The 24,738-nt window shown below is 75.6% G+C and carries 25 protein-coding genes and 1 riboswitch; of the genes, 10 read left to right on the top strand and 15 right to left on the bottom strand.

All coding sequences use genetic code 11. The annotated features are described in order from the left end of the window. Nucleotides 1–94: 94 nt before the first annotated feature. Complete coding sequence (locus tag J1G43_RS02290) at nucleotides 95–553, bottom strand: Rrf2 family transcriptional regulator (RefSeq protein WP_207339786.1); 459 nt, start codon at nucleotides 551–553, stop codon at nucleotides 95–97. Nucleotides 554–690: 137 nt separating this feature from the next. Between J1G43_RS02290 and J1G43_RS02285 the strand changes: the two genes are divergently transcribed. From J1G43_RS02285 to J1G43_RS02265, 5 genes are all read left to right on the top strand, one after another. Next, nucleotides 691–1,071: a metal-sensitive transcriptional regulator gene (locus J1G43_RS02285; RefSeq protein WP_372434861.1), complete on the top strand. Its 381-nt coding sequence runs from the start codon at nucleotides 691–693 to the stop codon at nucleotides 1,069–1,071. A 124-nt stretch (nucleotides 1,072–1,195) separates the two neighbouring features. Further along, the gene (locus J1G43_RS02280; protein WP_207339787.1) at nucleotides 1,196–1,426 is read left to right on the top strand and encodes a heavy-metal-associated domain-containing protein; all 231 of its coding nucleotides are present in this window, start codon (nucleotides 1,196–1,198) and stop codon (nucleotides 1,424–1,426) included. Continuing rightward, nucleotides 1,423–3,939 (top strand): heavy metal translocating P-type ATPase, encoded by a 2,517-nt coding sequence (locus J1G43_RS02275; protein ID WP_307859452.1) that lies wholly within the window; start codon nucleotides 1,423–1,425, stop codon nucleotides 3,937–3,939. The genes J1G43_RS02280 and J1G43_RS02275 overlap by 4 nt, the downstream gene beginning before the upstream one ends. Before the next feature lie 96 nt (nucleotides 3,940–4,035). Next, nucleotides 4,036–4,995 carry an SPFH domain-containing protein gene (locus J1G43_RS02270; RefSeq protein ID WP_207339788.1) on the top strand — a complete coding sequence of 320 codons (960 nt, stop codon included), beginning with the start codon at nucleotides 4,036–4,038 and terminating at the stop codon, nucleotides 4,993–4,995. Next, the gene (locus tag J1G43_RS02265; protein WP_207800104.1) at nucleotides 4,992–5,321 is read left to right on the top strand and encodes a hypothetical protein; all 330 of its coding nucleotides are present in this window, start codon (nucleotides 4,992–4,994) and stop codon (nucleotides 5,319–5,321) included. Before J1G43_RS02270 ends, J1G43_RS02265 begins: the two co-directional genes overlap by 4 nt. Before the next feature lie 44 nt (nucleotides 5,322–5,365). On the opposite strand, the gene J1G43_RS02260 is transcribed toward J1G43_RS02265, so the two are convergent. From J1G43_RS02260 to J1G43_RS02245, 4 genes are read right to left on the bottom strand one after another with little or no spacing between them, the layout of a single operon-like run. Beyond that, nucleotides 5,366–6,160, bottom strand: coding sequence for an ABC transporter permease (locus J1G43_RS02260; protein ID WP_207339789.1), 795 nt, complete (start codon nucleotides 6,158–6,160; stop codon nucleotides 5,366–5,368). After that, nucleotides 6,157–7,137 (bottom strand): ABC transporter ATP-binding protein, encoded by a 981-nt coding sequence (locus tag J1G43_RS02255; RefSeq protein WP_207377871.1) that lies wholly within the window; start codon nucleotides 7,135–7,137, stop codon nucleotides 6,157–6,159. The genes J1G43_RS02260 and J1G43_RS02255 overlap by 4 nt, the downstream gene beginning before the upstream one ends. After that, nucleotides 7,134–7,439 (bottom strand): transcriptional regulator, encoded by a 306-nt coding sequence (locus J1G43_RS02250; RefSeq protein WP_207339791.1) that lies wholly within the window; start codon nucleotides 7,437–7,439, stop codon nucleotides 7,134–7,136. Before J1G43_RS02250 ends, J1G43_RS02255 begins: the two co-directional genes overlap by 4 nt. Next, the gene (locus J1G43_RS02245; protein WP_207339792.1) at nucleotides 7,436–8,101 is read right to left on the bottom strand and encodes a hypothetical protein; all 666 of its coding nucleotides are present in this window, start codon (nucleotides 8,099–8,101) and stop codon (nucleotides 7,436–7,438) included. The genes J1G43_RS02250 and J1G43_RS02245 overlap by 4 nt, the downstream gene beginning before the upstream one ends. A 135-nt stretch (nucleotides 8,102–8,236) precedes the next feature. Between J1G43_RS02245 and J1G43_RS02240 the strand changes: the two genes are divergently transcribed. Continuing rightward, the gene (locus J1G43_RS02240) at nucleotides 8,237–9,103 is read left to right on the top strand and encodes a CPBP family intramembrane glutamic endopeptidase (RefSeq protein ID WP_207377870.1); all 867 of its coding nucleotides are present in this window, start codon (nucleotides 8,237–8,239) and stop codon (nucleotides 9,101–9,103) included. A gap of 35 nt (nucleotides 9,104–9,138) precedes the next feature. Here the strand turns inward: J1G43_RS02240 and J1G43_RS02235 are convergent, their stop codons facing one another. After that, nucleotides 9,139–9,723 (bottom strand): HdeD family acid-resistance protein, encoded by a 585-nt coding sequence (locus tag J1G43_RS02235; protein ID WP_207339932.1) that lies wholly within the window; start codon nucleotides 9,721–9,723, stop codon nucleotides 9,139–9,141. A 129-nt stretch (nucleotides 9,724–9,852) separates the two neighbouring features. After that, the gene (locus J1G43_RS02230) at nucleotides 9,853–10,086 is read right to left on the bottom strand and encodes a hypothetical protein (RefSeq protein WP_242635187.1); all 234 of its coding nucleotides are present in this window, start codon (nucleotides 10,084–10,086) and stop codon (nucleotides 9,853–9,855) included. A gap of 155 nt (nucleotides 10,087–10,241) precedes the next feature. Between J1G43_RS02230 and J1G43_RS02225 the strand changes: the two genes are divergently transcribed. Further along, nucleotides 10,242–12,836 (top strand): lysylphosphatidylglycerol synthase transmembrane domain-containing protein, encoded by a 2,595-nt coding sequence (locus J1G43_RS02225; RefSeq protein WP_207377869.1) that lies wholly within the window; start codon nucleotides 10,242–10,244, stop codon nucleotides 12,834–12,836. Nucleotides 12,837–12,911: 75 nt separating this feature from the next. Here the strand turns inward: J1G43_RS02225 and J1G43_RS02220 are convergent, their stop codons facing one another. The 6 genes from J1G43_RS02220 to J1G43_RS02195 all read right to left on the bottom strand — a co-directional run bounded on the left by J1G43_RS02220 (nucleotide 12,912) and on the right by J1G43_RS02195 (nucleotide 19,608). Continuing rightward, entirely contained in the window at nucleotides 12,912–13,049 is a 138-nt protein-coding gene (locus tag J1G43_RS02220; RefSeq protein WP_177199542.1) for a hypothetical protein, read from the bottom strand. A 14-nt stretch (nucleotides 13,050–13,063) separates the two neighbouring features. Beyond that, nucleotides 13,064–13,138: riboswitch (cyclic di-GMP riboswitch) on the bottom strand. A 247-nt stretch (nucleotides 13,139–13,385) separates the two neighbouring features. After that, nucleotides 13,386–13,556: a CsbD family protein gene (locus tag J1G43_RS02215; RefSeq protein ID WP_089797534.1), complete on the bottom strand. Its 171-nt coding sequence runs from the start codon at nucleotides 13,554–13,556 to the stop codon at nucleotides 13,386–13,388. A gap of 30 nt (nucleotides 13,557–13,586) precedes the next feature. Beyond that, nucleotides 13,587–14,216, bottom strand: coding sequence for a 1-acyl-sn-glycerol-3-phosphate acyltransferase (locus J1G43_RS02210; RefSeq protein ID WP_207339795.1), 630 nt, complete (start codon nucleotides 14,214–14,216; stop codon nucleotides 13,587–13,589). Beyond that, nucleotides 14,213–16,510, bottom strand: a complete 2,298-nt coding sequence (locus J1G43_RS02205) for a SpoIIE family protein phosphatase (RefSeq protein WP_207339796.1) — start codon at nucleotides 16,508–16,510, stop codon at nucleotides 14,213–14,215. The genes J1G43_RS02210 and J1G43_RS02205 overlap by 4 nt, the downstream gene beginning before the upstream one ends. A gap of 69 nt (nucleotides 16,511–16,579) precedes the next feature. Beyond that, nucleotides 16,580–17,557: an aldo/keto reductase gene (locus J1G43_RS02200; protein WP_207339797.1), complete on the bottom strand. Its 978-nt coding sequence runs from the start codon at nucleotides 17,555–17,557 to the stop codon at nucleotides 16,580–16,582. Between the two features lie 44 nt (nucleotides 17,558–17,601). Continuing rightward, nucleotides 17,602–19,608 (bottom strand): penicillin-binding transpeptidase domain-containing protein, encoded by a 2,007-nt coding sequence (locus J1G43_RS02195; protein ID WP_307859451.1) that lies wholly within the window; start codon nucleotides 19,606–19,608, stop codon nucleotides 17,602–17,604. A 240-nt stretch (nucleotides 19,609–19,848) separates the two neighbouring features. On the opposite strand from J1G43_RS02195, the gene J1G43_RS02190 reads away from it, so the two are divergent. Then, on the top strand, nucleotides 19,849–20,514 hold the full coding sequence (locus J1G43_RS02190; protein WP_207339799.1) for an N-acetyltransferase: 666 nt from the start codon (nucleotides 19,849–19,851) through the stop codon (nucleotides 20,512–20,514). Between the two features lie 24 nt (nucleotides 20,515–20,538). Here the strand turns inward: J1G43_RS02190 and J1G43_RS02185 are convergent, their stop codons facing one another. Continuing rightward, nucleotides 20,539–21,387 (bottom strand): LLM class flavin-dependent oxidoreductase, encoded by an 849-nt coding sequence (locus J1G43_RS02185; RefSeq protein ID WP_207377867.1) that lies wholly within the window; start codon nucleotides 21,385–21,387, stop codon nucleotides 20,539–20,541. A gap of 414 nt (nucleotides 21,388–21,801) precedes the next feature. On the opposite strand from J1G43_RS02185, the gene J1G43_RS02180 reads away from it, so the two are divergent. Both J1G43_RS02180 and aroD read left to right on the top strand, forming a co-directional pair. Next, nucleotides 21,802–22,365, top strand: a complete 564-nt coding sequence (locus tag J1G43_RS02180; RefSeq protein WP_207339801.1) for an ATP-binding protein — start codon at nucleotides 21,802–21,804, stop codon at nucleotides 22,363–22,365. Nucleotides 22,366–22,435: 70 nt separating this feature from the next. After that, nucleotides 22,436–23,215 (top strand): type I 3-dehydroquinate dehydratase, encoded by a 780-nt coding sequence (aroD, locus tag J1G43_RS02175; RefSeq protein ID WP_207339802.1) that lies wholly within the window; start codon nucleotides 22,436–22,438, stop codon nucleotides 23,213–23,215. A 79-nt stretch (nucleotides 23,216–23,294) separates the two neighbouring features. Here aroD and J1G43_RS02170 read toward each other — a convergent pair whose 3' ends face one another. Continuing rightward, the gene (locus tag J1G43_RS02170) at nucleotides 23,295–24,608 is read right to left on the bottom strand and encodes an AI-2E family transporter (protein WP_307859450.1); all 1,314 of its coding nucleotides are present in this window, start codon (nucleotides 24,606–24,608) and stop codon (nucleotides 23,295–23,297) included. Nucleotides 24,609–24,738: the final 130 nt, after the last annotated feature.

Below are 24,738 nucleotides of genomic sequence, written 5' to 3'. Positions count from 1 at the left end.
ACCCGAGTGCTCGGGTTACAAGACCCATCCGCATCGCGAGACGACGTCTCGGAGCGCGGACGTCGCGTCGGGCAGCATTCTGCCCAGGGCCCCGTCAGGGGTTCTGCCAGGCGTCCTCACGGGCGGCGAGCCGGTGGACCGACTCGGGCAGGTCGCGGCGCACCACGTCGGCCAGCGTCACGACGTCGAGCACGTCGCGCACCGAGGTCCGCAGCGCGACCCAGACCTCGAGCAGCGCGGTCGCCGAGCCCTCGTACGTCAGCCCCGGGGGACGCACGTCACGCACCGTGACCAACGGGCCGTCGACGGCCCGGATGACGTCCGCGAGCGTGATCTCCTCGGCCGGCCGCGCCAGCAGGTAGCCACCGGCCCGCCCGCGCACGCTCGTCACGATGCCGCCGCGGCGCAGGTCGCCCATGATCCGCTCGAGGAAGCTGGTGGGGATGTCCTGGCCCGCGGCGAGCGCGTCGCTCGTGACGGACTCACCGCCCGGCCTGCTCGCCAGCTCGGCGCACGCCCGCACCGCATAGTCCGCCTTCGCCGAGACCCGCATGGCGCGATTCTCCCCCGGGACGGCGGCCGGGCGGGGCAGCACCGGTCGCGCGGTCGGGTGAGAGCGGTCGGCGGGCGTGCCGTCGGCGGGACGGACCCGACGGGAATACCCCCCAGGGGTACCGTGTTGGGGTGCACGTGACGACGACACCGACCGACACGCAGGCGACGGCCCCCACGGCCCCGCACCCCGCGGACGTCGACGCACCCGCGACCCCCGGGGAGACCGGGTCACCGGTGCACGGGTACACGCCCGCCAAGGACGAGTACCTGCGCCGGCTGCGCCGCGTCGAGGGCCAGGTGCGCGGGATCGCCCGCATGGTCGACGAGGACGTGTACTGCATCGACGTCCTCACGCAGATCGCGGCGGTGACCAAGGCCCTGCAGGCCGTGGGCATCGGCCTGGTCGAGGACCACCTGAGCCACTGCGTCGTCGACGCGGCCCGCCAGTCCCCCGAGGAGGGCGCCGCCAAGGTCCGCGAGGCGTCCGCCGCCATCGCACGGCTCGTCCGCAGCTGAAGCCCCCGGCCGCCCGTCACCCCACCAGGACGGACGGCCCCATCCCACCGGCCGCCCGGTCGCTCGCCGCACACCCGCGCGGGCCCCCGCCGCACCGGACCACCGAGGTCGAAGGAGCACCACCATGAGCACCACCACCTTCCGGGTCGACGGCATGACGTGCGGGCACTGCGTGAACGCCGTGACCGAGGAGCTGTCCGCGCTGCCCGGCGTCACGGGCGTCGACGTCGAGCTCGTCACCGGCGGCTCGTCCCCCGTGACCGTCACGTCCGACGCACCGCTCGACCCCGCGGCGGTGGACGCCGCCGTGGCCGAGGCCGGGTACGCCGTCACACCCACCCGGTCGCTGCTGTGAGTGCTCCCGCGGCCCGGGGGCCCGCTGCGCCCGACGGCGTCGCGGCCGCCGCCATCGACCTGGCGATCGAGGGAATGACGTGCGCGTCGTGCGTCGCGCGCGTGGAGAAGCGGCTCAACCGCGTGCCGGGTGCCAGCGCGACGGTGAACCTCGCCCTGGAGACCGCGCACGTCGACGTCGCACCGACGGACGACGCCCCGGCGCCGACCGTCGACGACCTGGTCGCCGCCGTGCGCGCGGCCGGGTACGACGCCCACCCCGTGGTGCGGCCGGGCACGACGCACGGCGGCACCGGCCACCCGTCCGGCGAGCACGCGGACCACCCCGAGCACAGCGACCACGCAGGCCACGACGAGGTCGCGCACGCCCTGTCCGGCATGCAGCACGCCGGCACGGAGCACGACCCCGACGACGACACCTCCGCGCCGGACGACACCCGCGGGGCGGACCTGCGCCGCCGGCTGCGCGTGGCCGCGGTGCTGACCGTGCCCGTCCTCGTGCTGAGCATGGTCCCCGCGACGCAGTTCCGCGGCTGGCAGTGGCTGGTCGCGGCCCTCGCGCTGCCGGTGGCCACGTGGGCGGCCTGGCCGTTCCACCGGGCGGCCTACCGCGCCGCACGCCACGGGGCGTCGACCATGGACACGCTCGTGTCCATCGGTGTCGTCGCGGCGACCGCCTGGTCGCTGTGGGCGCTGCTGCTGGGCGGCGCGGGCGAGCTCGGGACGCGCATGACCCCGACGCTGTTCCCCGCCGCCGACGCGGGCCACGGCGGGGGCATGCCGGAGCTCTACTTCGAGGTCGCGGCCGTCGTCACCACGTTCCTGCTGGCCGGCCGGTACGCCGAGCACCGGTCGCGGCGCCGGGCGGGCGACGCGCTGCGCGCGCTGCTCGACCTGGGCGCGAAGGACGTCGCGCTGCTGGTCACCGGCCCGGACGGGCGGCGCGTCGAGCGCCGCGTGCCGGTCGGCACCCTGGGCGTCGGCGACGAGTTCGCCGTGCGCCCGGGCGAGAAGGTCGCCACGGACGGCGTCGTGGTGTCCGGCAGCAGCGCGGTCGACACGTCGCTGCTGACCGGTGAGCCCGTGCCCGTCGACGTCGGGCCGGGCGACGAGGTCACCGGCGCGACCGTCAACACGTCCGGCCACCTGGTGGTCCGGGCCACGCGCGTGGGCGAGGAGACCCGGCTGGCGCAGATCGGGCGGCTGGTCGCGCACGCGCAGACCGGCAAGGCGCCCGTGCAGCGGCTGGCCGACCGGATCTCGGCCGTCTTCGTGCCCGTCGTGCTGGTCATCGCCGTGGGCACGCTGCTCGTGTGGCTCGCGACCGGCGGCGGCGTGCAGGCGGCGTTCACCGCGGCGGTCGCCGTGCTGATCATCGCGTGCCCCTGCGCCCTGGGGCTGGCCACGCCGACCGCCCTGCTGGTCGGCACGGGGCGCGGCGCGCAGCTCGGCATCCTCATCAAGGGTCCGGAGATCCTCGAGCAGACGCGGCGCGTCGACACCGTCGTGCTCGACAAGACGGGCACGGTCACGGCCGGCCGCATGGCCCTGGTCGACGTCGTGCCCGCGGCGGGTGAGGAGGCGGCCGAGGTCCGTCGGCTCGCCGCCGCCGTCGAGCGGCTCGCGGAGCACCCGATCGCCCGGGCGATCGCGGACGCCCCCGCCGGGGTGACCGGGGAGGTGGCCGGGGACACGGTGGGTGCCGACACCGTGGGTGCCGACGGCGTGGCCGTCGGGGCCGACGAGGTGCGGGAGTTCCGCGCCGACGCCGGCCGCGGCGTCAGCGGCGTGGTCCGCACCGCGCACAGCGGGGTCGGGCTCGCGCGCCGCGTGCTGGTGGGCCGGCTCGGCTGGCTCGACGAGCAGGGCGTGCGCACCGCGGAGGTGGCCGACGCGGTCGCCGCGGCGGAGGCGGACGGTGCGACGGCGGTCGTCGCCGCGTGGGACGGCCGCGCCCGCGGTGTCCTGGTGCTGCGGGACCCGGTGAAGCCGACGTCGGTGCAGGCCGTGCGCGACCTGCGTGCGCTCGGCCTGCGCCCGGTGCTGCTGACGGGCGACAACCGGGGCGCTGCCCTGGCGACGGCCCGTGCGGTCGGCATCGCCGAGGAGGACGTCGTCGCGCGGGTGCTCCCGGACGAGAAGGTCGCGGCGGTCGAGCGGCTGCAGGCCGGCGGCGCGCGCGTCGCGATGGTCGGTGACGGCGTCAACGACGCCGCGGCCCTCGCCACGGCCGACCTGGGGCTGGCCATGGGCACCGGCACGGACGTCGCCATCGAGGCGGCGGACCTCACGCTGGTGCGCGGGGACCTCGCGTCGGCGCCGCAGGCGATCCGGCTGTCGCGGCGCACGCTGCGGATCATCCGGCAGAACCTGTTCTGGGCGTTCGCGTACAACGTCGCGGCGATCCCGCTCGCTGCCCTCGGCCTGCTCAACCCCATGATCGCGGGCGCCGCCATGGCGTTCTCGTCGGTCCTGGTGGTGACCAACTCGCTGCGGCTGCGCCGGTTCGCCTGACCGGGCGCCCCGAGAGACCCCACGGCGGGCGGTCCGGTGGTAAAGTGCTATCACTTTGATAGCGCATCAGCGCTTCGTCGTCCCCTGGAGGTCACCATGCCCGACACCGCACCGCCGCAGGACTCCGTCGGGGGGGACCCGAGCGGTCGCCCGGTCGGGCACGACGGCGCCCGGGTGGACGTCGTCGAGCGCGACGCCTGGGCGCTCGGCCCCGGCCCGGCGGCGTTCGTGGCCCTGCTGGCACTGACCGGGCTCGCCGCCTCGATCCCGCTGTTCATCGTCGCCGACATCACCGGGCAGAACTGGTACGGCGTCCTGGGCATCGCCACCCTCGTCCTCGGGGTGGTGCTGCTCACCTCCATCGCCGTCATCAGCCCCGGGCAGACCCGCGTGGTGCAGTTCTTCGGCCGCTACATCGGCACCATCCGGCGCACCGGCCTCGTCCTCACCGTGCCGCTGACGTTCCGCAAGAACGTGTCGGTGCGCGTGCGCAACTTCGAGACCAACGAGCTCAAGGTCAACGACGCGGACGGCAACCCGATCAACATCGCGGCCATCGTCGTCTGGCAGGTCGCCGACACCGCCAAGGCCACGTTCGCGGTCGAGGACTACGCCGACTTCGTGCGCGTGCAGTCCGAGTCCGCGCTGCGCCACGTCGCGATGTCGCACCCGTACGACCACGCGGACGACGGCGAGAACTCGCTGCGCGGTGCCACCGACGTCGTCTCCGCGGAGATCGCGGCCGAGGTCGCGGCCCGCGTCGTCATCGCCGGCCTCGAGGTCATCGAGGCGCGCATCTCCAACCTCGCGTACGCCCCGGAGATCGCCCAGGCCATGCTGCAGCGCCAGCAGGCAGGCGCGATCATCGCCGCCCGCGAGCGCATCGTCGAGGGTGCGGTGTCGATGGTCGAGGGCGCACTGGGTCGGCTCGAGGCGGACGGTCTGGTCACGCTGGACGACGACCGCCGGGCCGCGATGGTGTCCAACCTGCTGGTCGTGCTGTGCGGCGAGTCCCGCGCGACACCCGTCATCAACACCGGGTCGCTCTACGCGTGACGGTCGACGAGCCCGCGGGGGCGCAGGGGCGCGAGGCCCCGGACGGCGAGCAGAGGGCTGCGCCGACCGGGGCCGGACCGGCCCCTGGCCCACCCGGGGTGGGGGGCGACGACGGCGCGCGTCCGGCCCGTCGCGAGCGGCGCCAGGTGCTGCTGCGGCTCGACCCCGCGGTGCACGACGCGCTGGCCAAGTGGGCCGCGGACGACCTGCGCAGCGTCAACGCGCAGATCGACCTGCTGCTGCGCCGCGCGCTGCAGGACGCCGGACGCATGCCGGACGCGGCCGGCGCCCCGCCGCGCCGCGGGCGGCCGCGCTCGACGCCGTGACGCGGCGCCGACGCCCCGGGCGAGGGGCGTCGGCGCGGCAGCCGTCAGCGGAAACGACGCCCCTCGTCCGAGCGGACGGCGGCGACGGCGAGCGCCGCGAGGACGGCCGTCCAGGCGAGCAGCACCGGCAGCGCCGCCGGGCTGCCCTCGACACCCGTGGTGACCTGCACGATGAGGTCGCGCGCGGCCCGCGACGGCAGGGCCTGCGAGATCGCGTCGAGCCAGCCGGGGAAGACCTCGGGCGGCATGAAGACCCCGCCGGCGAACGCGAGCGGGAACAGCACGCACTGCGTGACGGCCAGCGCCGCCTTGGTCGACATGGAGAACCCGATCGCCATGCCGAGCAGCGTGAACGGCACCGCGACGCCCGCGACCATGGCCACGGCACCGAGCGCGCGCGCGGGCGTCAGCGTCGCCGACGTGAGCAGCACCCCGATGAGCACCAGCGGCACGAGCGCGAGGTACGCCCACAGCAGCCCGTTGAGGACGCGCCCGGCGAGCCGCGGGCCGGGCCGCGCGGGCAGCGTGCGGACGAACGTGTCGAACGGCTGCGCCCGGTCCTCCGCGACGCCCGCGCCGTGCGTGAACATGCAGGCCGACATGATGGCGAAGGTCCCGAGCTGCGCGATCGCCGCGGTCGACGCCAGGGGGTCGGCCATGATCGCGCCCTGCGGCACGACGAAGAACAGCAGCGCCAGGCCGGGGAAGAGCATGTTGCCGATGACCGCGAGCGGCACGCGCACGGTCTCGAGGAACTGGTAGCGGGTGTGCAGCCACGCGAGCGACGCCCAGGGGCGCAGCGCCGGGGCCGGCACGGCCGCGCGGGTCGTCGTGCTCATCGGGCCACCTCCGGGAGGGCGGGCGCGGCGGCCGCGGCGACCGGCGCGGGTGCGTCGGGCGGGACGGCGGCGTCGCGCGTCGTGAGGGACAGGAAGGCCTCCTCGAGGGACGCGCCGCGCACCTCGAGGTCGGCGAACGGCACGCCCGCGGTGACGAGCGCGCGCACGGCGGCGTCGGCGTCGGACGCGACGAGGGTGACCCGCGTGCCTCCCGGGACCTCGCTGGTCCCGGTCACCTCGTGCACGCCCGGCAGCGCGGCGAGGCCGGCGACCGGGCCGGCGACGGTGAGCGTCACCCGCCGGACGGCGACCAGGTCGAGGACGTGCGGCAGGGTGTCGTCGGCCAGCACCCGCCCGCTCCCGACGACCACGACGCGCTGGGCCAGCGCCTCGATCTCCTCGAGGTAGTGGCTGGTGACGATGACCGTGGCGCCGTCGGCGTGGTAGTCGCGCAGCGCCTGCCACAGCACGTGCCGCGCCTCGACGTCGAGGCCGGTGGTCGGCTCGTCGAGGAGCACGAGGCGCGGGCGGCCGACGAGGGACAGCCCGACGGCGAGCCGGCGCTTCTGCCCGCCGGACAGCGCACCGGTCTGCCGGTCGGCCAGCTCGGTGAGGCCGAACCGTGCCATGACCTCGTCGCGGGGCATGGGGTCGGCGAAGTGCCCGGCGACGAAGTCGATGACCTCACGGACCTTCAGCGTCTCCGGCAGGCCCGTCTCCTGCGGCGTGGTGCCGAGCGAGGTGCGCGCGGCGGGGTCGCGGGGGTCGGCGCCGAAGAGGCGGACGGTGCCCTCGTCCGGGGTGCGCAGCCCGGCGACCAGCGACAGCAGGGTCGTCTTGCCGGCGCCGTTGGGGCCCAGCAGGCCGACGATCTCGCCCGCGTCGACACGCAGGCTGACGTCGTCGAGCGCGGTGACGGCGCCGAAGCGCCGCGTGACGTGCTCGACGAGCACGGGGGGTGGGGTGTCGGTGCTCATTCCTGCGCTCCTTTGAGCAGCTCCGTGAGGGTCTGCGTGTACCGCTCGAACGCGAGCCGTCCGGCGGGGGTCAGCTCCACGTACGTCGCCGGGGTCCGGCCGACGTGCGTCTTGGTCTGGGTGACGTACCCGGCGTCCTCGAGGCGCCGCAGGTGCGTGGACAGGTTCCCGGCGGTCATGTCGAGCAGCTTCTGCAGCCGGGGGAAGGAGACCCGGTCGCCGCGGTCGAGGGCGGCGAGGGTGGCGACGACCCGCAGCCGGGACGCCGAGTGGATGACGGGGTCGAGATCGACCTCGCTCATGCGCGCCGCCGTCGCACCGCGGCCAGGCCCGCGCCGACGAGCATCCCGCCGCCGCCGGCCACCGACATGACGAGGTAGCCGGCGGGCATGGCGACCAGGCCGGCGGCCGCCGCGGTGACGATCATCCAGCCGCCGAGGACGTACATCGACACCTCGCGCCACAATGCGCCCCCGGCCATGTAGAGCAGGCCGACGACCAGGCAGGCGACCCCGTTGGCGACGACGGTGACGACCACCGGGCTCGCGTCGGCGCGCACGACGCCCGCGACGAGCAGGCCCTGGCCGACGAACCCCAGCATCCAGGCCCAGCCGTACATCGCACCGACCTGGCGGCTGGTGCCGGCGAGCCCGTGGGTGGCCCGCGTGACGTGGACGAGCGTGACCACGAGCCCGGCGATCGCCAGCACGCCGAACACGAGGCCGCCGACTCCGGTGGCCGTGCGGGTGGGCGACGTGGTGGCGGTCCACCACTGCGCGCCGTAGCCCAGGAGCCAGGCGACGCCCCAGACGCCGAAGAGCACGCGGTCGTCGACGTCGGAGTCGCGCACGCGGCGCTGCTGGGCGGCGACGATCGCGAGCCCCTCGCGGGGGTCGGGCGGGGTGTCGTCGTCGGGTGCGTCCGGCGCGGCGGACCTCCGCGCGTCGTCGTTCGAGTTTGTCATGCAAACCACTTTGCACCTGCGGGCGCTCTGCGGTCAAGACCCGCTCTCGTGCGGGTGCGTGGCCGGGACGGCCGGGCCGGGACACACCCCGGGGCCGGCCGGGCCGGCCGGGCGCACGGCACGTAGCCTGCGGGCATGGGACGTGCGGTCGGGGGGCGCGGGGGCGCGCGCGAGGACGACGGGCGCGGCAGCGCCGCCGGAGCCGTCGACGGGCTGCCCGACGCCGCGCCACCCCCCGGAGAGCGCGCCGTCGCCCGGCGGTTCACGGCCGAGATCTGGATCGTGCTGGGCCTGTCGCTCGGGAAGTCGGCGGTCTACGCCGTCGTCTCGCTCATCGCCAAGCTCACCGCGGGCCCTCCCCTGGCGAGCCAGACCACCACGCTCAACGCCAGCCGGTCGCCGCGCCCCTACCTCGACCTGACCTACCAGCTGCTGTCCATCGGGTTCGCGCTGCTGCCCGTCGCGCTCGCGCTGTACCTGCTGTCGGCCAACGGTCGCTCCGCGGTGCGGCGCATCGGGCTCGACCGCACGCGACCGTGGCGGGACCTGGGCATCGGCGTGGGGCTCGCGGCACTCATCGGCATCCCCGGCCTCGGCCTCTACGTGGCCGGTCGCGCGCTCGGCATCACGGTCGAGGTGCAGGCCGCGGCGCTCAACGCGGCCTGGTGGACCGTGCCCGTGCTCATCCTCTCGGCGCTGCAGAACGCCCTGCTCGAGGAGGTCGTCGCGGTCGGCTACCTCATGGAGCGCCTGCGCGACCTGCGGTGGCGGACGCCGGCGATCATCGCCGCCAGCGCGCTGCTGCGCGGCTCGTACCACCTGTACCAGGGGTGGGGGCCGTTCGTCGGCAACGTGGTCATGGGGGTCGTCTTCGCCGAGTACTACCGGCGCCGACGACGCGTCATGCCCCTGGTCGTCGCGCACACGGCGCTCGACGTCGTCGCGTTCGTGGGCTACGCGCTGCTGCCGCAGGAGTGGCTCGAGGCCATCGGCGTCACCTGACGCCCCGCGCTGCGGGGCTCACGGCACCGCGGGGCTCACGGCACCGCGGGACGGCCGAGGTCCTTGACCATCTGCCGCACCGCGAACCCGCTGACCAGGTTCATGGCGCCGCCGACGAACGCGAACAGGCCCAGCAGGACGCCGAACACCGCGAGCGAGCCCTGCGGCCGGGCGATGAGCAGCACCGCGAACAGCGTGCTGACCAGCCCGAACGCAAGCGGCCAGTGCCAGCCGGGGTCGCGGTAGCGGGACAGCGCCACCGCTCCGATGATCGAGACGATGCCGAGCACGAGCAGCCAGGCGGCGAGCAGGAAGAACAGCACGCGCACGGTGGGGCCGGGCCACAGCACCACGACCGCGCCGACGGCGACGCCGGCGAGACCCTCGACCACCCACCACGTCCAGCCCGGGACGCCGCGGTCGAGCAGTCCCTGCACGACCAGCAGCACGCCGTCGACGATGGCGAAGATCCCGAAGAGCCAGACGATCGCCTCGAGCGACGCGGCGGGCTGGGCCATGAGCAGCAGCCCGAGCACCAGCAGCAGCACGCCGCGCACGACCGGCAGCCACCACACCTTGCGCACCGTCCGCACGACCTGCGCGGTGACGTCGTCGACCATCGTGACCTCCTCACGGAGCCCTGCGGCCCGGGGTCGGGTGGCGCGGTCGGTGACCACGCGGCGGCACCCCCGGGCCGAAGGTAGCGCGGTCGGCCGCACGGGGCGCGCCGGGCGCCCCGTGCGACGCGGTCAGTCCTCGCGGCGCCGCCCGCCGTAGCGGCGGTGGACGGCCTGCTTGCTGACCCCGAGCATCACGGCGATCGCCGCCCACGGGACGCCGGCGGCGCGGGCGCGGCGCACGGCGACGGCCTCGCGGCGGTCGACCTCACGGCGCAGCCGCGACAGCGCCAGCAGCGCGCCGAGCGGGTCGTCGTCCTCGGCGCGGGCGACCAGAGCGGTCATGTCGGCCTCCTCCTCGGTCATGCGTGGTCCTCCGTCGACGTCCTGACGTCAATATATGTTGACGCGCCCAGCGTTCGACGTCAACACATGTTGACCCCGTGGGCGGAGAGACGGCCGCACAGGACCCGCCGCAAGGTGGACGAGCGCCGTGCGGCACGCTGCCTAGACTCGCCATCATGTCGACCTCGCCGCCGCGCGCACCGGACGGTGCCGGCGACGACCCCCGACCAGTGTCCGCAGCACCGTCGGCCACGGCACCCGGTGCCGCACCCCCCGACCCCTCGCCCGACGGCGAGGTCCGCGCCGTCCGCTCACCGGTCGACGTGCTGGACGTCCGCCCCCCGCGGGTGCACCGCCCGGTCGACCTGCTCGGCGCCACGCTGTCCACGGTGATCGCCGTGCTCGTCGTCGTGCTGGCGACGTACGCGCAGAACACCACCACGGGCGTGGCCGAGGACGTCCAGGGGTTCGCGACCCTGCTGCGCCGCATCCTGTTCGTGCCCGTCAACGTGCTCGTCGGGTTCACCACCGTCGTCGTGCCGATCGCCGTGCTGACGGAGCTCGCCCTGCGACGCCTCGGCCGCCAGCTGCTGCAGGCCGTGCTGGCCGCGATCGGCGCGCTCCTGCTCGTCGCCGCCCTGTACTGGACGTTCGACACCTTCGGCTCCGAGGGCCTGCGCCACGGACTGTCCGTGCGGTTGGGCGGGGTATGGCAGCTGACCATCCCCGAGTACGCCGCCATGCTGACGGCCCTGCTCACCGTCGCCGGCCCCCGCAGCCGGCGACGCAGCGTCGCCTGGTCGTGGAACCTGCTGTGGGTGACCACCGGCGTCGTGCTCATCACGGCGGCCGTGTCCCTCGCCGGGATCGGCCTGGCGCTGCTCGTGGGCCGCACCGCCGGGCTGCTGGGTCGCTACGTGGGCGGCGTGGACCCCGAGCGCGCCTACGCCCGCACCCTCCTCGCCGGCATCCGCCGCGCCGGCGTCGAGCCCGCCACCGTCACCCGCGTGCCCGACCCTGCCCTGCTGGGCGACCGCACCACCGCGACCGTCGAGGGGCTCGCCCGCCTGCCGCAGGGCACGCCCGCCCAGCGGGCGCTCGTGCGCGCCGCCGGCGACCGGCTCTACGACGTGACCACCGACGACGGGCGCCACCTGGACCTGCTGGTGTTCGACGGCGACCGTCAGGTGGTCGGCATGATCACCCGGCTGTGGCGCTCGCTGCGCCTGCGCGGCCTGGAGGGCCGGTCCGCCCTGTCGCTGCGGCAGGCCACCGAGCGCGCGGCACTGCTCTCCTACGCCGCGAGCGCCGCCGGCGTGCGGACCCCGCAGCTGCTGAGCATCGCCGAGGCGGAGGACTCGATGCTCCTGCTGCAGGAGAGCACCGGGTCCGCGGTGCCCCTGTCCGACCTCGACGCCGACGACGTCGACGACGACGTGCTGCACGCCATCTGGGCCCAGCTGCAGCTCGGCCACGCCGCGGGCATCGCCCACCGTGCGCTCACGTCCGACGCCATCCTCGTCGAGCGGGGACCCACGGGACCGCGCGTGTGGCTGACGGCGTGGGAGCAGGGCGACGTCGCCTCCTCCGAGCTCGCGCGCCGCATGGACACCACCCAGATGATCGCCCTCCTGGCCCTGCGCGTCGGCGCGGAGCGTGCCGTCGGCTCGGCCGCCGAGGTGCTGCCCGACGGCGACATCGAGGCCATCGGCCCGCTGCTGCAGACCGTGGCCCTGCCGCGACGCACCCGCGACGAGATGCGCGCCCACAAGGAGGTGCTGGCCGAGCTGCGCTCCGCGCTCGTCGCACGCCTGCCCGAGGCCGACGTCCACCCCGAGCAGCTCGTCCGGTTCGGCGCCCGCACGCTGTTCACCATCGTGCTGACGATCGTCGCGGTGTTCGCCGTGCTCACGGCCGTCAACGTCGCGGAGATCGGCCCCGTGCTGGCCGCCAGCGACTGGAGGTACTCGGCCCTCGCAGCGGCCCTCGGCATGGTGACCCTCCTCGGGGCCGGTCTCGCGTTCGTCGCGTTCTCCCCCGTGAGGCTGCCGGTGTGGCGCGCCACGCTGGTGCAGACGGCCGCCACGTTCGTGGCCCTCGCGGCGCCCGCGGGCATCGGACCGGCGGCGCTCAACCTGCGGATGCTCACCCGCCGCGGCGTCAGCACGACCCTCGCCGGCGCCACGGTCGCCCTGGTGCAGGTGAGCCAGTTCATCACCACGCTGCTGCTGCTCCTGGTCCTCACCGTGACGTCGGGCGTGCACTCGCCGTCCTCGTTCTCCGTGTCACCGACCATGCTGGTGGCGCTCGCCGTCCTCGCGGCCCTGGTCGGCATCGCCCTGCTGTTCCCCCAGGTGCGCGCGTGGGTGCAGCGACGGGTGGGGCCGACCATGCGCCAGACCCTGCCGCGCCTCATCGAGGTGCTCGGGCAGCCGTGGCGGCTCGCCCTCGCGCTGGGCGGCAACGTCCTCATGACGATGGGGTACGTGCTCGCGTTCGACGCCGCGCTGGCCGCGCTGGGGCAGCACGCCTCGCTGGTGCAGGTCGCGCTCGTGTACCTCACCGGCAACACCGCCGGCGCGGTCATCCCCACGCCCGGCGGCATCGGCACCGTCGAGTCCGCGCTGGGCCTCGGCCTCTACACCATCACCGGCATCAACGCCGGTGTCGCCACCACGGTCGCCCTGCTGTTCCGCCTGCTGACGTTCTGGCTGCGGATCCCGTTCGGCTGGATGGCGATGCGGTACCTCACGCGCGTCGGCGAGCTCTGACGGCAGACCGCGGCCCCGCCGTCCGGCGGGAGGACGACGGGGCCGCGGGGTGGTGCGTCGAGAGGTGTGACGTCGTCAGGCCGCCAGCGCGTCGCGCTGAGCGGGGACGCTCACCGTGGCCTCCAGGCGCGCGGCGATGGCCGCCCACCGGGCGACGGGCAGGACCTGGGGGCGAACCTCGTGCGGCTCTGCGGCGGAGTTGCGCTGGTCCATGACGGAACCCTTCGTTCGGTAGCCCGGCTGACCTCGTGGGTCCCGTGGCTTTGCGTCCCCTCCTTGCAGAGGGTTTGCCGTTTCGCTGACAAGTCCGACATTAGACGGCTCTCACGTGCAGCGGTAGTGGTTCGAGTGACTCGTCCTGGACAGGAGCCCAATTCACCCGCTCGGCGGAGCATCGCGCGCCCCGCGGCGGGCGTGTCGGCGCGACGCGGCGCTGACCTGCGCCCGTCCGGGTGATGCGGGCACCCCGGCAGCACGACGCCCCCGGGACCGACGTCGGTCCCGGGGGCGTCGAAAAGGTGCGGAGCACCCGCTCACGCTGGCGAAAGATCAGCGGAAGGCGTCCTTGACGTTCTCGCCGGCCTGCTTGAGGTTGGCGGAGGACTGGTCCGCGCGGCCCTCGGCCTCGCGCTCCTCGTCGCCGGTCGCCTTGCCGACCGCCTCCTTGGCCTTGCCCTCGGCCTGCTGCGCGGAGTTCTTGATCTTGTCGTCGAGACCCATGATGAGCTCCCTTCGTCGGGACCCCCGAGGTTAGGGCCGGTCCGGCGCTCCCGCATCCGCAGGGCCCTCGCCGGCGGGTCCACCGCCGGCGGTCCCCTCGTCGCGCAGCCGCGGCTCCGTGCGGCGGGCGGGCACCACGCCGGCCTTGTCCGCGTAGAACGCGCGCACCCGGTCCATGTCCGCGCGGACGTCGCCGGTGAGCGTGAGCGTCGGGCCCAGGCCGGCCGTCATGGTCGTGCGGTCCACGTACCCGAGCGTGACCGGCAGGTCCGTCGCACGCGCGATCCGGTAGAAGCCCGACTTCCACCCGGACCCGGACCGGGAGCCCTCCGGCGTCACCACGAGGTAGAAGTGCTCGCCGGCACCCATGCGCGCGACCAGGTCGTCCACCAGACCGGCGGGGTCGCGCCGGTCGACCGGGATGCCACCGAGCCCGCGCATCAGCGGGCCGGCAGGCCCCCGGAACAGCGTGTGCTTGCCGAGCCACCGGAACGGCAGCCCCGCCTCCCACGCGATCGCGAGCATCAGGACGAAGTCCCAGTTGGACGTGTGCGGGGCGCCCAGGATGATGCCGGACCCGTCCTGCGGCACGCGCTCGGTGCGCAGCGTCCAGCGGCTCACCCGCCAGTAGGCGCGGGCGACGGCCCGACGGGCGCTCACGGCCGGGCCCCCGGCGGCAGGTCGGCGTCCCGGCACAGCAGCAGCAGTGTCATGTCGTCCTTGGAGTCAGGGTCGGAGCACACGGCCACGACCTCGTCGATGTCGACCGGGACCGTCGGGTCGGGGCGGTCGAAGCGGCGGATCAGCCGGTCGATGCCGTCGGCCAGGGCGGTCGACCGCGAGTCGACCAGACCGTCGCTGTACAGGACCAGCCCACCACCCGGCTCGATGTGCAGACGCTGCACGGGCGGCTCCCCGGAGCCCACACCGATGGGCCGGTCCACCCGCAGCGGCAGCAGCGCCGCGTCCCCGTCGGCGCTCAGGACCAGCGGCCGCGGGTGCCCGGCGGCACCCACCTGCGCCTCCCCCGTTGCCGGGTCGACCACGACGACCACGACCGTCGCCATGTCGTCCGGCATGGTGCGACGCGCCAGCTCGTCGAGGTCGACGAGCGCCTCGCGGATCTCCGCCCCCCGCATGACGTAGGCCCGCAGGGCGTTGCGCAGCTGGCCCATCGCGGCGGCCGCGCCCAGCCCGTGGCCTGCCACGTCACCGACGACGACGACGAAGCGGCCGTCCGGCAGCTCCAGCGCGTCGTACCAGTCGCCGCCGACGCGCCCGCCGGCCGCCGGGACGTAGCGTGCCTGCAGGCTCCAGCCGGGCAGCTCGGGCAGCCGTCGCGGCAGCAGGGAGAGCTGGACGGCGTGCGCCGCCGCCATCTGCCACCGGTTGCGCGTGATGATCACCTCGAGCAGCCCGCTGCGCAGGTCCGCCACCGCCCGCACGTGCTCCGGCGCCCACGGCTCGCTGCGGCCGCGCACCACCTCGCGCCACTGGTCGAAGGACTTGCGCGGGCTCAGCCGCACCTCGTCACCCTCGCGGTGCGCGATCGCCTTGTTGTGCGGGTCGCCGCCCCAGTAGATGTCACGCACCTGCTCGTACCGCAGCCAGGCGATCACCTGGTCGTCGGGCAGCCGGACCGCCAGCACGCCGGCGACGTCCGGCAGCGCACCCGCCAGCTCCGGGTCGGTGACGCCGAGCTGCGTGCGCACCGTCACCGGCTCCGGCTGCGCGAGCACCCACGCGCGCAGGGCCGCCACGTCCACGGGGACGTCACCGGCCGTGACGGTGGTCCCGTCCGCGACGACGACCAGGCCGTGGGCGGGCACGGCCGCCAGCAGGCCGTGGTCACCGGCCAGGGCCTCCGCCAGCCCGTGGTCCGGGTCGCGCGCGAGGCCCAGGACGCGGGTCATCGCCCCCTGGGCGGCGAGCTCCCGCTCCAGCTCGCGGTCCTCCGCGCGGGCGACCAACCGCAACGACAGGGCCGACCCGAGGAACTCCGCCGCCGCCCGCACGCCGAACGGCACCACGTGCGGACCGGCGTAGTGGTGGCAGGCGACCAGGCCCCACAGGCGGCCCTCGCGCAGCAGCGAGATCGACATCGAGGCCCGCACGCCCATGTTCGTCAGGTACTCGACGTGCACGGGCGAGACGCTGCGCAGCACCGCGTGCGTCAGGTCCAGCGGCTCGCCCGACGCGGGGTCCCACGCGGGCACGATCGGCGCCGGTCGGTACCCGACGTCGGCGATGAGCCGGATCCAGTTGGTCTCGTACAGCGCGCGGGCCTGCTGTGGGATGTCGGACGCCGGGTAGTGCAGGCCGAGGAACGCGTTGAGGTCCGCCCGGCGCGCCTCGGCGACGACCTCACCGTTGTGGTCCTCGTCGAACCGGTACACCATCACCCGGTCGAACCCGGTCAGCGCGCGGACCTCCTGCGCGGCGACGTCGTACAGCTCCTCCAGGGTGCCGGCACCGTGGAGCTTCTCGAGAGCGGCGCGCACGGCCTGGTACGTGTTGGGGAACGAGAAGGGACGCGGCCCGGTGGCCGTCTCCAGCTCGACCACGAGCAGCGTGCGCCCACCGATGGCGATGCGGTGCAGGATCGCGTCGGCCGTCACCAGGCCGTGCGGTCCGGCCACGTCGACGGACACCGGGTTGCGCGCCCGCAGGTCGCCGAACGTGCGCACGTGCACCCGCACCGCCTGCTCGGCGGCCACGCCCAGCACGTCGCGCAGCGGCGCACCGACGACCTCGTCGACCGAGCGCCCCGTGAGGTCCGCGACGTTGGCGGACACGTGCCGGACCACCAGGTCCGGCTCCGAGACCGCGAGCAGCACCCCGTGCGGCTGCACCGAGCCGGGGATCCGGATCGGCTCCTCGGCGCAGGCGTCGAGGTCCGCGAGTGCCTCCCCCGCGGACGGCAGAGGTCCTGGCCCAGTGCCCTGGTCGGTCATCCTCGCTCCGTCCCCGCGGCCGGGGCACCCGCCCCGAGCCCGCCCTGAAACGGTAATGGATGCCGGGCGTCAGCTGTCGAAGGGGGCGTCCAGCCACGTCGCCGCAGGCGGCACGAGCGTCTCCAGCTCCTCGAACAGGTCGTCCGGCAGGGGGACGGCCGCCGCGGCCAGGGTCTGGGCGACCCGCTCCGGGCGCGACATGCCCACGATGGTCGAGGCGAAGCGCTCGTCGCGCAGGGAGAACTGCAGGGCAGCGGTGCCCAGGTCGGTGCCGTGCCGCGCGCACGTGCGCCGCATCGCGTCCACCGCGTCGAGCACCTGCGGCGGAGCGGGGCGGTAGCCGTAGGTCGTGGGCCCGCCCTGCTGGTGGGCGAGGATCCCGCCGCCGTACACGGCCGCGTTCAGCACCCCCATGCCCTGCGCACGGGCCTCGGCGACGACCGCGCCGGCGGACCGGTCCACCAGGGTCCAGCGGTTGTGCACGAGCAGCACGTCGAACACCCCGAGCGCCAGGTAGCGCGCCATCTCCTGCACCCGTCCGCCCGCCAGGCCGATCGCCCCGACCTCCCCGGACTCGCGCAGCTCGACGAGCGCCTCGACAGCACCGTCGGGACCCGTCAGGTCGTCGAACTCGTGGAACTCCGGGTCGTGCAGGTGCACGAGCGGCAGGTGGTCCAGGCCCAGGCGGGACCGCGACTCCTCGACCGACCGGCGCACCCGCTCGCCGGAGTAGTCGGCGCCGTCGGGGTCGACCTTGGTGGCGACCGCGTAGCCGGCCGGGAGGCCGCCGGCCGCGGTCAGCGCGGCACCGATGCGACGCTCGCTCTCACCGTCCGAGTAGCCGTTGGACGTGTCGATGAACCGGACGTCGCTGTGCAGCGCGGCGCGGACCGTGTCGATCCCGCGCTCCGGGGAGACCTCCTGCCCGAAGAGCTGCGGCATGCTGCCCAGCGGTCCCCCGCCGAGGGCGAGCGCGCTCACGGTCAGCGCGGTCCCCGGCAGCGGGCGCAACCAGCCCGGCCCGCCCGGCACGTGGCGTGCGGTCATCGTCCCTCCTGACGTCGGCGCCCCCGGGGGGCGGACCCCGGCCGTCATCCGGCCAGGAACGCGCGCAGCAGCGGACCGGCCGTCGTCGAACCGTAGTCCCCCTCGGACACGAACACCGCGACGGCCAGGTCGCCGTGCACCGCGATGATCCAGGCGTGGTTGCGCAGGTCCGCGTCCTGCCCGAACTGCGCGGTGCCGGTCTTGGCCAGCACCGGGTCGCCCGGCACGTCGGCCAGCAGCCCGGCCCCGCCCTCGGTGACGACGGCCCGCATCATCGCCTGGAGCGCGGACGCCTCGTCGCCGGTCAGGGGCGCGGCGGCGGGCAGGTCGTCCTGCGGCTCGGCGGACGCGTCGCCGTCGTCCGCGGCGTCGTCCCCCGGCCCGCCCTCGGCGTCGCCGGCCTGCGCGCCGTCCGCGTCCGGGAGCACGAGGAGCGGCACGACCGTGCGACCGGCCCCCACCGAGGCGGCCACGGTCGCCATGCCCAGCGGGGAGGTCAGCACCTGCCCCTGGCCGATGACCGACGCGGCGTGGGCCGTGGCCGACGCCTCGTCCGGCACGGTCCCCAGGAACGCCGGGAACCCGAGCTCGGCGGCCGGCTCGAGACCCAGCGAGCGGGCGGCGGCCAGCAGCTCGCCCTGGTCCGCCATGTCCCGCAGCCCGATCATCGCGGTGTTGCAGGAGTTGGCGAAGGCCGTGCGCAGCGGCACGTCGCCGAGCGCCGACGCCGGGTAGCCGGGGAAGTTCTGGAACGTGCGACCGTCGACCGTGACGGTCGGCGGGCAGGTGACCGTGGAGTCCGGCGTGAGCCCGCCCCGCAGGTACGCCAGCGCACTGACCACCTTGAAGGTCGAGCCCGGTGCGTACTGCCCCACGGTCGCCGTCGACAGCCCTTCGCCGCCCGGCCCGCTCGCGGCGGCCAGCACCTCACCGGTGGACGGCCGCAGGGCGACGATCGCCGCCGCGGGCTCGATCCCGGCGAGCAGTCCCTCGGCGCGCGCCTGGAGGTCGAGGTCCAGGGTCGTGCGCAGGGGCTCGCCGGCCACCGGCGGCACGTCCAGCAGCAGCCGCTCCGCGCCGCCGTCCTGCGAGACGGCACGCAGGGTCAGCCCGGGGGTGCCGCGAAGGCGGGCGTCGTACTGGCGCTGCAGCCCGGAGAGCCCGGCCTGGTCACCCGCCGCGACGGCCCCCTCGGACGCCTCGATGATCTCGGCGGTCGCCTCACCGACCGTGCCCAGGACCGGCCGCGCGAAGGTCCGGGTCGGCGCCAGCGGGATCTCGTCGGCGACCAGCGTGACGCCCGGCAGCGCGCCCAGGGCGGCCAGGTCGTACGACGGGTCCTCCTCGCGCACGACGATCGCCTCGACGAACGCCTTGGGCCCCGCCGCCACGGCGCGCGCGGCGTACGCGTCCGCGTCCGTCCCGAGCGCCGCGGCCAGACCGCGCGCGGCCGCGTCGACGTCGCCCTCGGCGACACGCGTGCGGTCGATGCCGATGCGTCGGACCGGGCGGTCGACGACGATCGGGGCGTCGCCCTGACCGAGCACCGGGCCGCGCGCGGCCGACTGCCGGGACACGGTCAGCCGCTCCCCCGCCGTCAGGTCGGGGCCCAGCAGGGGAAGCTGCCACCGGGCGCGCCACGGCCGCTCCGCGTCGTCCTCGACGCGCTCGAGCCGGGCCGTCGCCTCGTACGACCAGTCCTGGTCGGTCCACGGGAGGTCCCAGGCCACGGCGAGCCGCGCGGTGGCGCTCTGCTCGTCCTCCGCGACGGTGACCTCCCGCACCGTGGCGGTCGCGGTCGAGTCCCCCAGCCCCTCGACCACGGCCGTACGGGTCGCGGCGATCTCGTCGGGCGCCGGGGAGTCGCCGGTCAGGGGGACCGCACCGAAGTCGCCCGATCCGAGCGCGTCCGCCAGGGCCTCGGCCGCGGGTCGGGCGTCCGGGACGCTCGGGCTGCAGGCGGCGAGCCCGGCCGCCGTCAGGGCGGCGACCAGCACCGCGGTGGCCCGGCGCCGGGCGGCGCCCCGGTCGGTCGTTCGTACGGCTCGCACCGTCGTCCTCCTCGTGGTCCCCGCGCGGGCGCCGACGGGTGCGGCACCCTCCCCGCGCACGACGTCGTGGCGGGCCGGACGGGGACTCTCCGAGCCTGTCATCCCGGGGCCGTACCGCGTGCGGGTTCGGGGGGCATCTTCACCCGTCCTCCCCACCTCCAGTTGCGACCGCGGCGACGAAGCGGACGCGCCACCACGTTCCGGTTGCACCTGGACGCACGTCCGAGACACGATGCCCTCATGGACGCAGGGGGACGCCCGCCCGGGACACAGCGCGCCGACCCGCCCGACGCCGTCGGGCCTCTGGCCCCGGGCGACCGACGGCAGGCCGCCGCCGTCCTCGCGGCCGCCCTGGCGGACGACCCCGGCTACCGGCACCTCTTCCCCGTCACGGCACGCCGCGAGCGTGAGCTGCGTGAGGTGTACCGCATGACCCTGGCGGACGGGCTGCGCCACGGCCAGGTGCTGGCCACGACGCTCGACGGCGAGGTCACGGGCGTGCTCGCGCTCTACCCGCCGGGGACCTACCCCATGACCGTCGGACGCTGGGCGCGGCAGGCGGGGCGGATCGTGCGCATCGCGTCCCGCACGCGCGAGCACAGCCCGGGCATCATCCGCTTCGGGGACCTCACGTCCCGCGGCGTCCCCGCGGACAGCTGGTACGTCGAGGCCTTCGGTGTGCGGCCCGACCTGCAGCGGGCCGGGCGCGGCAGCGTCCTGCTGCGCCGGTTCCTCACCGAGGTCGACGCGCACGGCGCGCGCTCCTACCTGGAGACGACGAACGAGGAGAACGTCGGCTACTACACCGACCGCGGCTACACCGAGTCGCACGAGCCGGTGCCGCTCGCGCCCCGCGGCCCGCAGATCTACCGCATGAGCCGACCGGCGGTCGACCCCGGCCGCTGACGGCCACGGTGCCCTCATGCCGCGTCACGTCCCCGGAGGCCCGAGCCGGGCCCGCGCCCGCAGCGCCTCGGGCGTCGCCGTGGCGGGGTCCCACAGCGCGTCGACGAACCAGGTCGCCCCGGCCTCGGCGAGCGCCGCCACGCGCTCGCGCGCCGCACCGCGGTCGGCGGGCAGCGCACCGTGCAGGACCACCTCGAACGGGCCGGCGTCCGACGGGCGGTGGGCCCGCAGCCACGCGACCACCTCCGCGACGTCCTGCGGCTCGAGGTCGGCCATGGCCCGCTCCCCACGGTGCTGGGGCACCACCCCGTCCCACCGCGCGGGACGGGCCATCGACCGGTCGGACGGGTGGGCGGCGACGACCCACACCGGGATCCGCGTGCGCCCGTCGGGCCGGGCCACCGGCACGGGTCGCAGCTGCAGCCCGTGCACCGTGAGGTGCCGCCCGTCCAGGTCGAACCGCTCGCCGGTGAACGCCCGGTCCAGCACGTCGAGCGCGTCGTCGAGCCGTTCGACGCGCTCGCGCACCGTCGCCGCCTCACCGCTGACGCACGCGACGGCGCCGTCGGTGGGCACCCCGAGGCCGACAGGCAGCACCAGCCGCCCCCCGGACAGGTGGTCGACGGTCACCGCCTGCTTGGCGACCACCCAGGGCCGCCGCCGCGGCAGCGCGAGCACCAGGGCGCCGAGGGTCACCCGGTGCGTGCGCACCGCGGCCGCCGCGAGGACCGCCCAGGGGTCCCACGCGTCCATCCCGTCGATGTCGACGCCGTCCCACGTGAAGAAGCCGTCCCAGCCGTGCTCCTCGACGTCCACCGCCAGGTCGACGACCTGTTGGACCGTCCCGAAGCTGCCCACGAAACCGAACCGCACGGCACCCCTCCTCTCGTCCGGCACGCCACGCCCGACCCCCGCCGCCGGGGCGCCCCGGGGCTGCGTCCCCGGTCGCCGTGCGCGCCTCGTCGGCGGGCACCGCCGGGCGTCCCCGCCCGACTCTGCCGACGCTACCGGGGCCCACCCACACCGCCCCGCGCACCTGCGTGCCCGCGGTTCCGGTACCTCGCGGTACCGTCTGACGCGTCCGACCCGGCCCCTCCGGTCCCGGGCGGCGCCCCAATGGCCCTCGCGGGCACGGCTGGACGGCGGTTCATCTCGTCCCCGGCGCACCGCGGTCCTCAGTGGTGGGATCCGGCGTGGGCGCCTACCGTGGCCGGGAACCCGACGGCGGACGACGCGCACAGACGGACACGCGGCCGCCCGAGGGACCGAGGAGAGGGGGTGCGGGAGATGACCGACGACGAGCAGCTGACGTCGCCGAGGATCCCGCCGCCCCCCGCCGGCAGCCAGTTCGAGGCGGAGCACACGCCCCCGGCCGCCCTGCCGCCCGACGACGTCCTCACCGACCCCACCCACGGGCGCACGCTGCCCGCCACGCGCCCGCCGGAGGAGTTCGTCCCGCTGCGCCGCTGGGTGCTGCGCAGCGCCTCGGAGCTGCGGGCCATGCGCGGGGACCTGCGTGAGCAGCTCGCCGCGTCCGCGCCGCCCCCGGACGGTGGTGACGCCGCCGGGCCGGACAACGTCGTCCTCGTGGCGTCCGAGCTCGCGACCAACGCGCTCGCGCACGGGCGTCCCCCCGCGCAGGTGAGTCTGGCGGTCGACGGGCACGCGGTGCTCATCGTCGTGTCCGACTGCGACACGACGCACGCCCCGTTCCTCGCCCAGGGCCGCGAGCCCGGCGAGGGCGGGTTCGGCCTGCAGATCGCGCGCCGGCTCTCGAGCAGCGTGGGCTGGTGGTCCGACCCGGGCGGCAAGCACGTCTGGGCCACGTTCCCGGCCGAGCCGACGACCTGACGACACCCGTGGGCGTCCCGGCCGCGGGACGTGCGCGGTGCTCGCGCCGCCCACCGGCGACAATCAGCGCATGACGACGAACGACGCGCTGCTCCGCCTGCGGGGGACGACCCTGGGCGCGGGGTCCCCGAGCGTGTGCGTGCCCCTGGTGGCGACGACCGTCGGCGACGCCGTCGACGCCGCGCACGCCCTGCCGACCGGCGTCGCCGACGTCGTCGAGCTGCGCCTGGACCACCTCACGGGTGCCGCGGCCGACCCGGCCCTCGTGGGCGCTGCCGTCGCGGCGGTGCGGGCCGCGCTGCCCGGGGAGGTGCCGCTGCTCGCCACCTTCCGCTCCGCCCGGGAGGGCGGTGCCCAGCCCGCGGACGACGCGGCGTACGCCGCCGTCGTCGCCGCCGTGGTCGCCGGCGCCGGGCCGGACGGGGCCGACGCCGTGGACGTGGAGCTCGCCACCCCGGACGTCGCGGACACCGTGGCGCGGGCGCGGGCCGCCGGGCTCGCGGTGGTCGTCTCCCACCACGACTTCGTGCGCACGCCTCCCGCGGCCGACCTCGTCGCCCTGCTGCGCCGGCAGCGGGACGTCGGTGCCGACGTCTGCAAGGTCGCCGTCCTGCCGCACGACCCCGACGACGTCCTCGCCCTGCTCACGGCCACGCGGGAGTTCGCGCGCGACGCCGACCGGCCCGTCGTGACCGTCGCGATGGGTGCGCTCGGGCTGGTGACGCGCCTGGCCGGCGGGGTGTTCGGGTCGGCGATGACGTTCGGTGCCGTGGGGACCGCGAGCGCGCCGGGCCAGGTGGACGCCGCGCGGCTGCGCGACGTGCTGACCCTGCTGCACGACGCGTCGTAGGCCTGCCCGGGACGGCCCGCCCCGGGACGGCCCGCCCCGGCACCGGACCGGCGGGCACCGGCGGCCGGCACCGGGAGGGTCAGGCGCCGTTCGCGCGCCGCTCGTCAACCTCGCGTGCCGCGGCCCGTGCCTTGTCCGCGTCGCCGCGGCCCCGGCTCGGGTCGTCCTCCCCGCCCGGGTCCTCGCCGGACGCCTCGCCCGGGTCGTGCAGCATGTGCGAGTGCACCAGCTCGTGGCGCTGCACGTACGTGTTGGCCACCGCCTGGATCGTCGCCGCGATCGGCAGCGCGAGGAACGCGCCGAGCGCCCCGAACACGGCGCCGAACGCCAGCACGACGACGAACGACACCGCCGGGTTCATCTCCAGGGCACGCGCCGACACCTTGGGCGCCAGCCACAGGTTCTCGACCTGCTGGTACGCGAGGATGAACGCCAGCACGCCCAGCGCCTGGGGCACGCCCTGCGACGTCAGCGCGACCGCGACCGGCAGCGCACCGCCGATGTACGTGCCGATGGTGGGCACGAACTGCGAGACGACCCCGGTGAACAGGGCCAGCGGGAGCGAGTACGGCGTGCCCAGGATGGCGAGGAACGCGAACGTCGCGACCGTGGCGATCGCCGCCAGGACGATGCGGGTGTTGAGGAAGTCCGAGACCTTGACCTGGGTGACCTCCCAGAGCCGCAGCACCTCCTGCTGCCGGTTCGGGGTGAGCCACCGGCAGATCGACGCGCGGAACCGCGGGCCGGCAGCCAGCAGGTAGTAGGTGACGAGCAGGATGGTCAGGGCGGCGAAGACGCCGCCGACGATCGTGGAGCCGACCAGCAGGGCCCCGGAGGCGACCTCGGTGCCCCACTCCTCGGCGCCCTGGCGCAGCAGCTCGGCGACGTCCGGCACCTCGACGTCGAACCGCTCCTGCACCATCTCCTGCGCGGACGTGTACAGGTCCGGGACGTTGCCGACGAGCTGGACGAGCTGCTGCACGAACAGGTTGCCGAACAGCGCCGTGACCACCAGCACGACGGCGAGCCCGCCGAGCAGCGCGAACGCCGCCGCACCACCCCGCTTCCACCCGTGCCGCACCAGCCACACGACGATCGGCTCGAGCGCGAGCGCGACGAAGAACGCGATCAGCAGGTTGACCAGCAGGCTCTGCAGGGCCCCGATCGCGTCCCACGCGAAGATCCCGACGAAGACCGCGACGACCGCCATCGCCAGGCCCTTGCCCCACCAGCGGGGCGGGCGGCGGGCGTCGTGCTGCAGCGGGCGCGTGCCCTCGTCGCCCGGGGAGTCGGGTGCCCCGAACAGGGGCGCACCGGTCGCGGGTGGCGCGTCGGGGGCCGGGGCGTCGCTGCCCGGGGAGTACGGCGACGCAGGCGTGGTGTCGGTGGTCACGGGTGGTCCTCCGCGGAGCATGACGTCGGGGGTGACGGGCGGGCTGCTGACCTGCTGCTGGGTGCCGGACGAGGTGCCGACGGTGCCGGCGCCGCGCGTGCGGGCCCCACCCTAGGGCGGGACGCGGCCG

Origin of the sequence: Cellulomonas sp. zg-ZUI22, from assembly GCF_017353535.1 — a bacterium.
Taxonomy (GTDB): Bacteria; Actinomycetota; Actinomycetes; order Actinomycetales; family Cellulomonadaceae; genus Cellulomonas; species Cellulomonas wangleii.
The sequence above is the reverse complement of the archived record's forward strand: the minus strand, read 5'-3'. Positions and strand labels throughout refer to the sequence as shown.

Bases quoted from the DNA above. Each gene is read 5' to 3' on its own strand.
- J1G43_RS02290 (WP_207339786.1), bottom strand. From the start codon at position 553: ATGCGGGTCTCGGCGAAGGCGGACTATGCGGTGCGGGCGTGCGCCGAG.
- J1G43_RS02280 (WP_207339787.1), top strand. From the start codon at position 1,196: ATGAGCACCACCACCTTCCGGGTCGACGGCATGACGTGCGGGCACTGC.
- J1G43_RS02270 (WP_207339788.1), top strand. From the start codon at position 4,036: ATGCCCGACACCGCACCGCCGCAGGACTCCGTCGGGGGGGACCCGAGC.
- J1G43_RS02260 (WP_207339789.1), bottom strand. From the start codon at position 6,160: ATGAGCACGACGACCCGCGCGGCCGTGCCGGCCCCGGCGCTGCGCCCC.
- J1G43_RS02255 (WP_207377871.1), bottom strand. From the start codon at position 7,137: ATGAGCACCGACACCCCACCCCCCGTGCTCGTCGAGCACGTCACGCGG.
- J1G43_RS02250 (WP_207339791.1), bottom strand. From the start codon at position 7,439: ATGAGCGAGGTCGATCTCGACCCCGTCATCCACTCGGCGTCCCGGCTG.
- J1G43_RS02245 (WP_207339792.1), bottom strand. From the start codon at position 8,101: ATGACAAACTCGAACGACGACGCGCGGAGGTCCGCCGCGCCGGACGCA.
- J1G43_RS02240 (WP_207377870.1), top strand. From the start codon at position 8,237: ATGGGACGTGCGGTCGGGGGGCGCGGGGGCGCGCGCGAGGACGACGGG.
- J1G43_RS02235 (WP_207339932.1), bottom strand. From the start codon at position 9,723: ATGGTCGACGACGTCACCGCGCAGGTCGTGCGGACGGTGCGCAAGGTG.
- J1G43_RS02230 (WP_242635187.1), bottom strand. From the start codon at position 10,086: ATGACCGAGGAGGAGGCCGACATGACCGCTCTGGTCGCCCGCGCCGAG.
- J1G43_RS02225 (WP_207377869.1), top strand. From the start codon at position 10,242: ATGTCGACCTCGCCGCCGCGCGCACCGGACGGTGCCGGCGACGACCCC.
- J1G43_RS02220 (WP_177199542.1), bottom strand. From the start codon at position 13,049: ATGGACCAGCGCAACTCCGCCGCAGAGCCGCACGAGGTTCGCCCCCAG.
- J1G43_RS02215 (WP_089797534.1), bottom strand. From the start codon at position 13,556: ATGGGTCTCGACGACAAGATCAAGAACTCCGCGCAGCAGGCCGAGGGC.
- J1G43_RS02205 (WP_207339796.1), bottom strand. From the start codon at position 16,510: ATGACCGACCAGGGCACTGGGCCAGGACCTCTGCCGTCCGCGGGGGAG.
- J1G43_RS02200 (WP_207339797.1), bottom strand. From the start codon at position 17,557: ATGACCGCACGCCACGTGCCGGGCGGGCCGGGCTGGTTGCGCCCGCTG.
- J1G43_RS02190 (WP_207339799.1), top strand. From the start codon at position 19,849: ATGGACGCAGGGGGACGCCCGCCCGGGACACAGCGCGCCGACCCGCCC.
- J1G43_RS02180 (WP_207339801.1), top strand. From the start codon at position 21,802: ATGACCGACGACGAGCAGCTGACGTCGCCGAGGATCCCGCCGCCCCCC.
- aroD (WP_207339802.1), top strand. From the start codon at position 22,436: ATGACGACGAACGACGCGCTGCTCCGCCTGCGGGGGACGACCCTGGGC.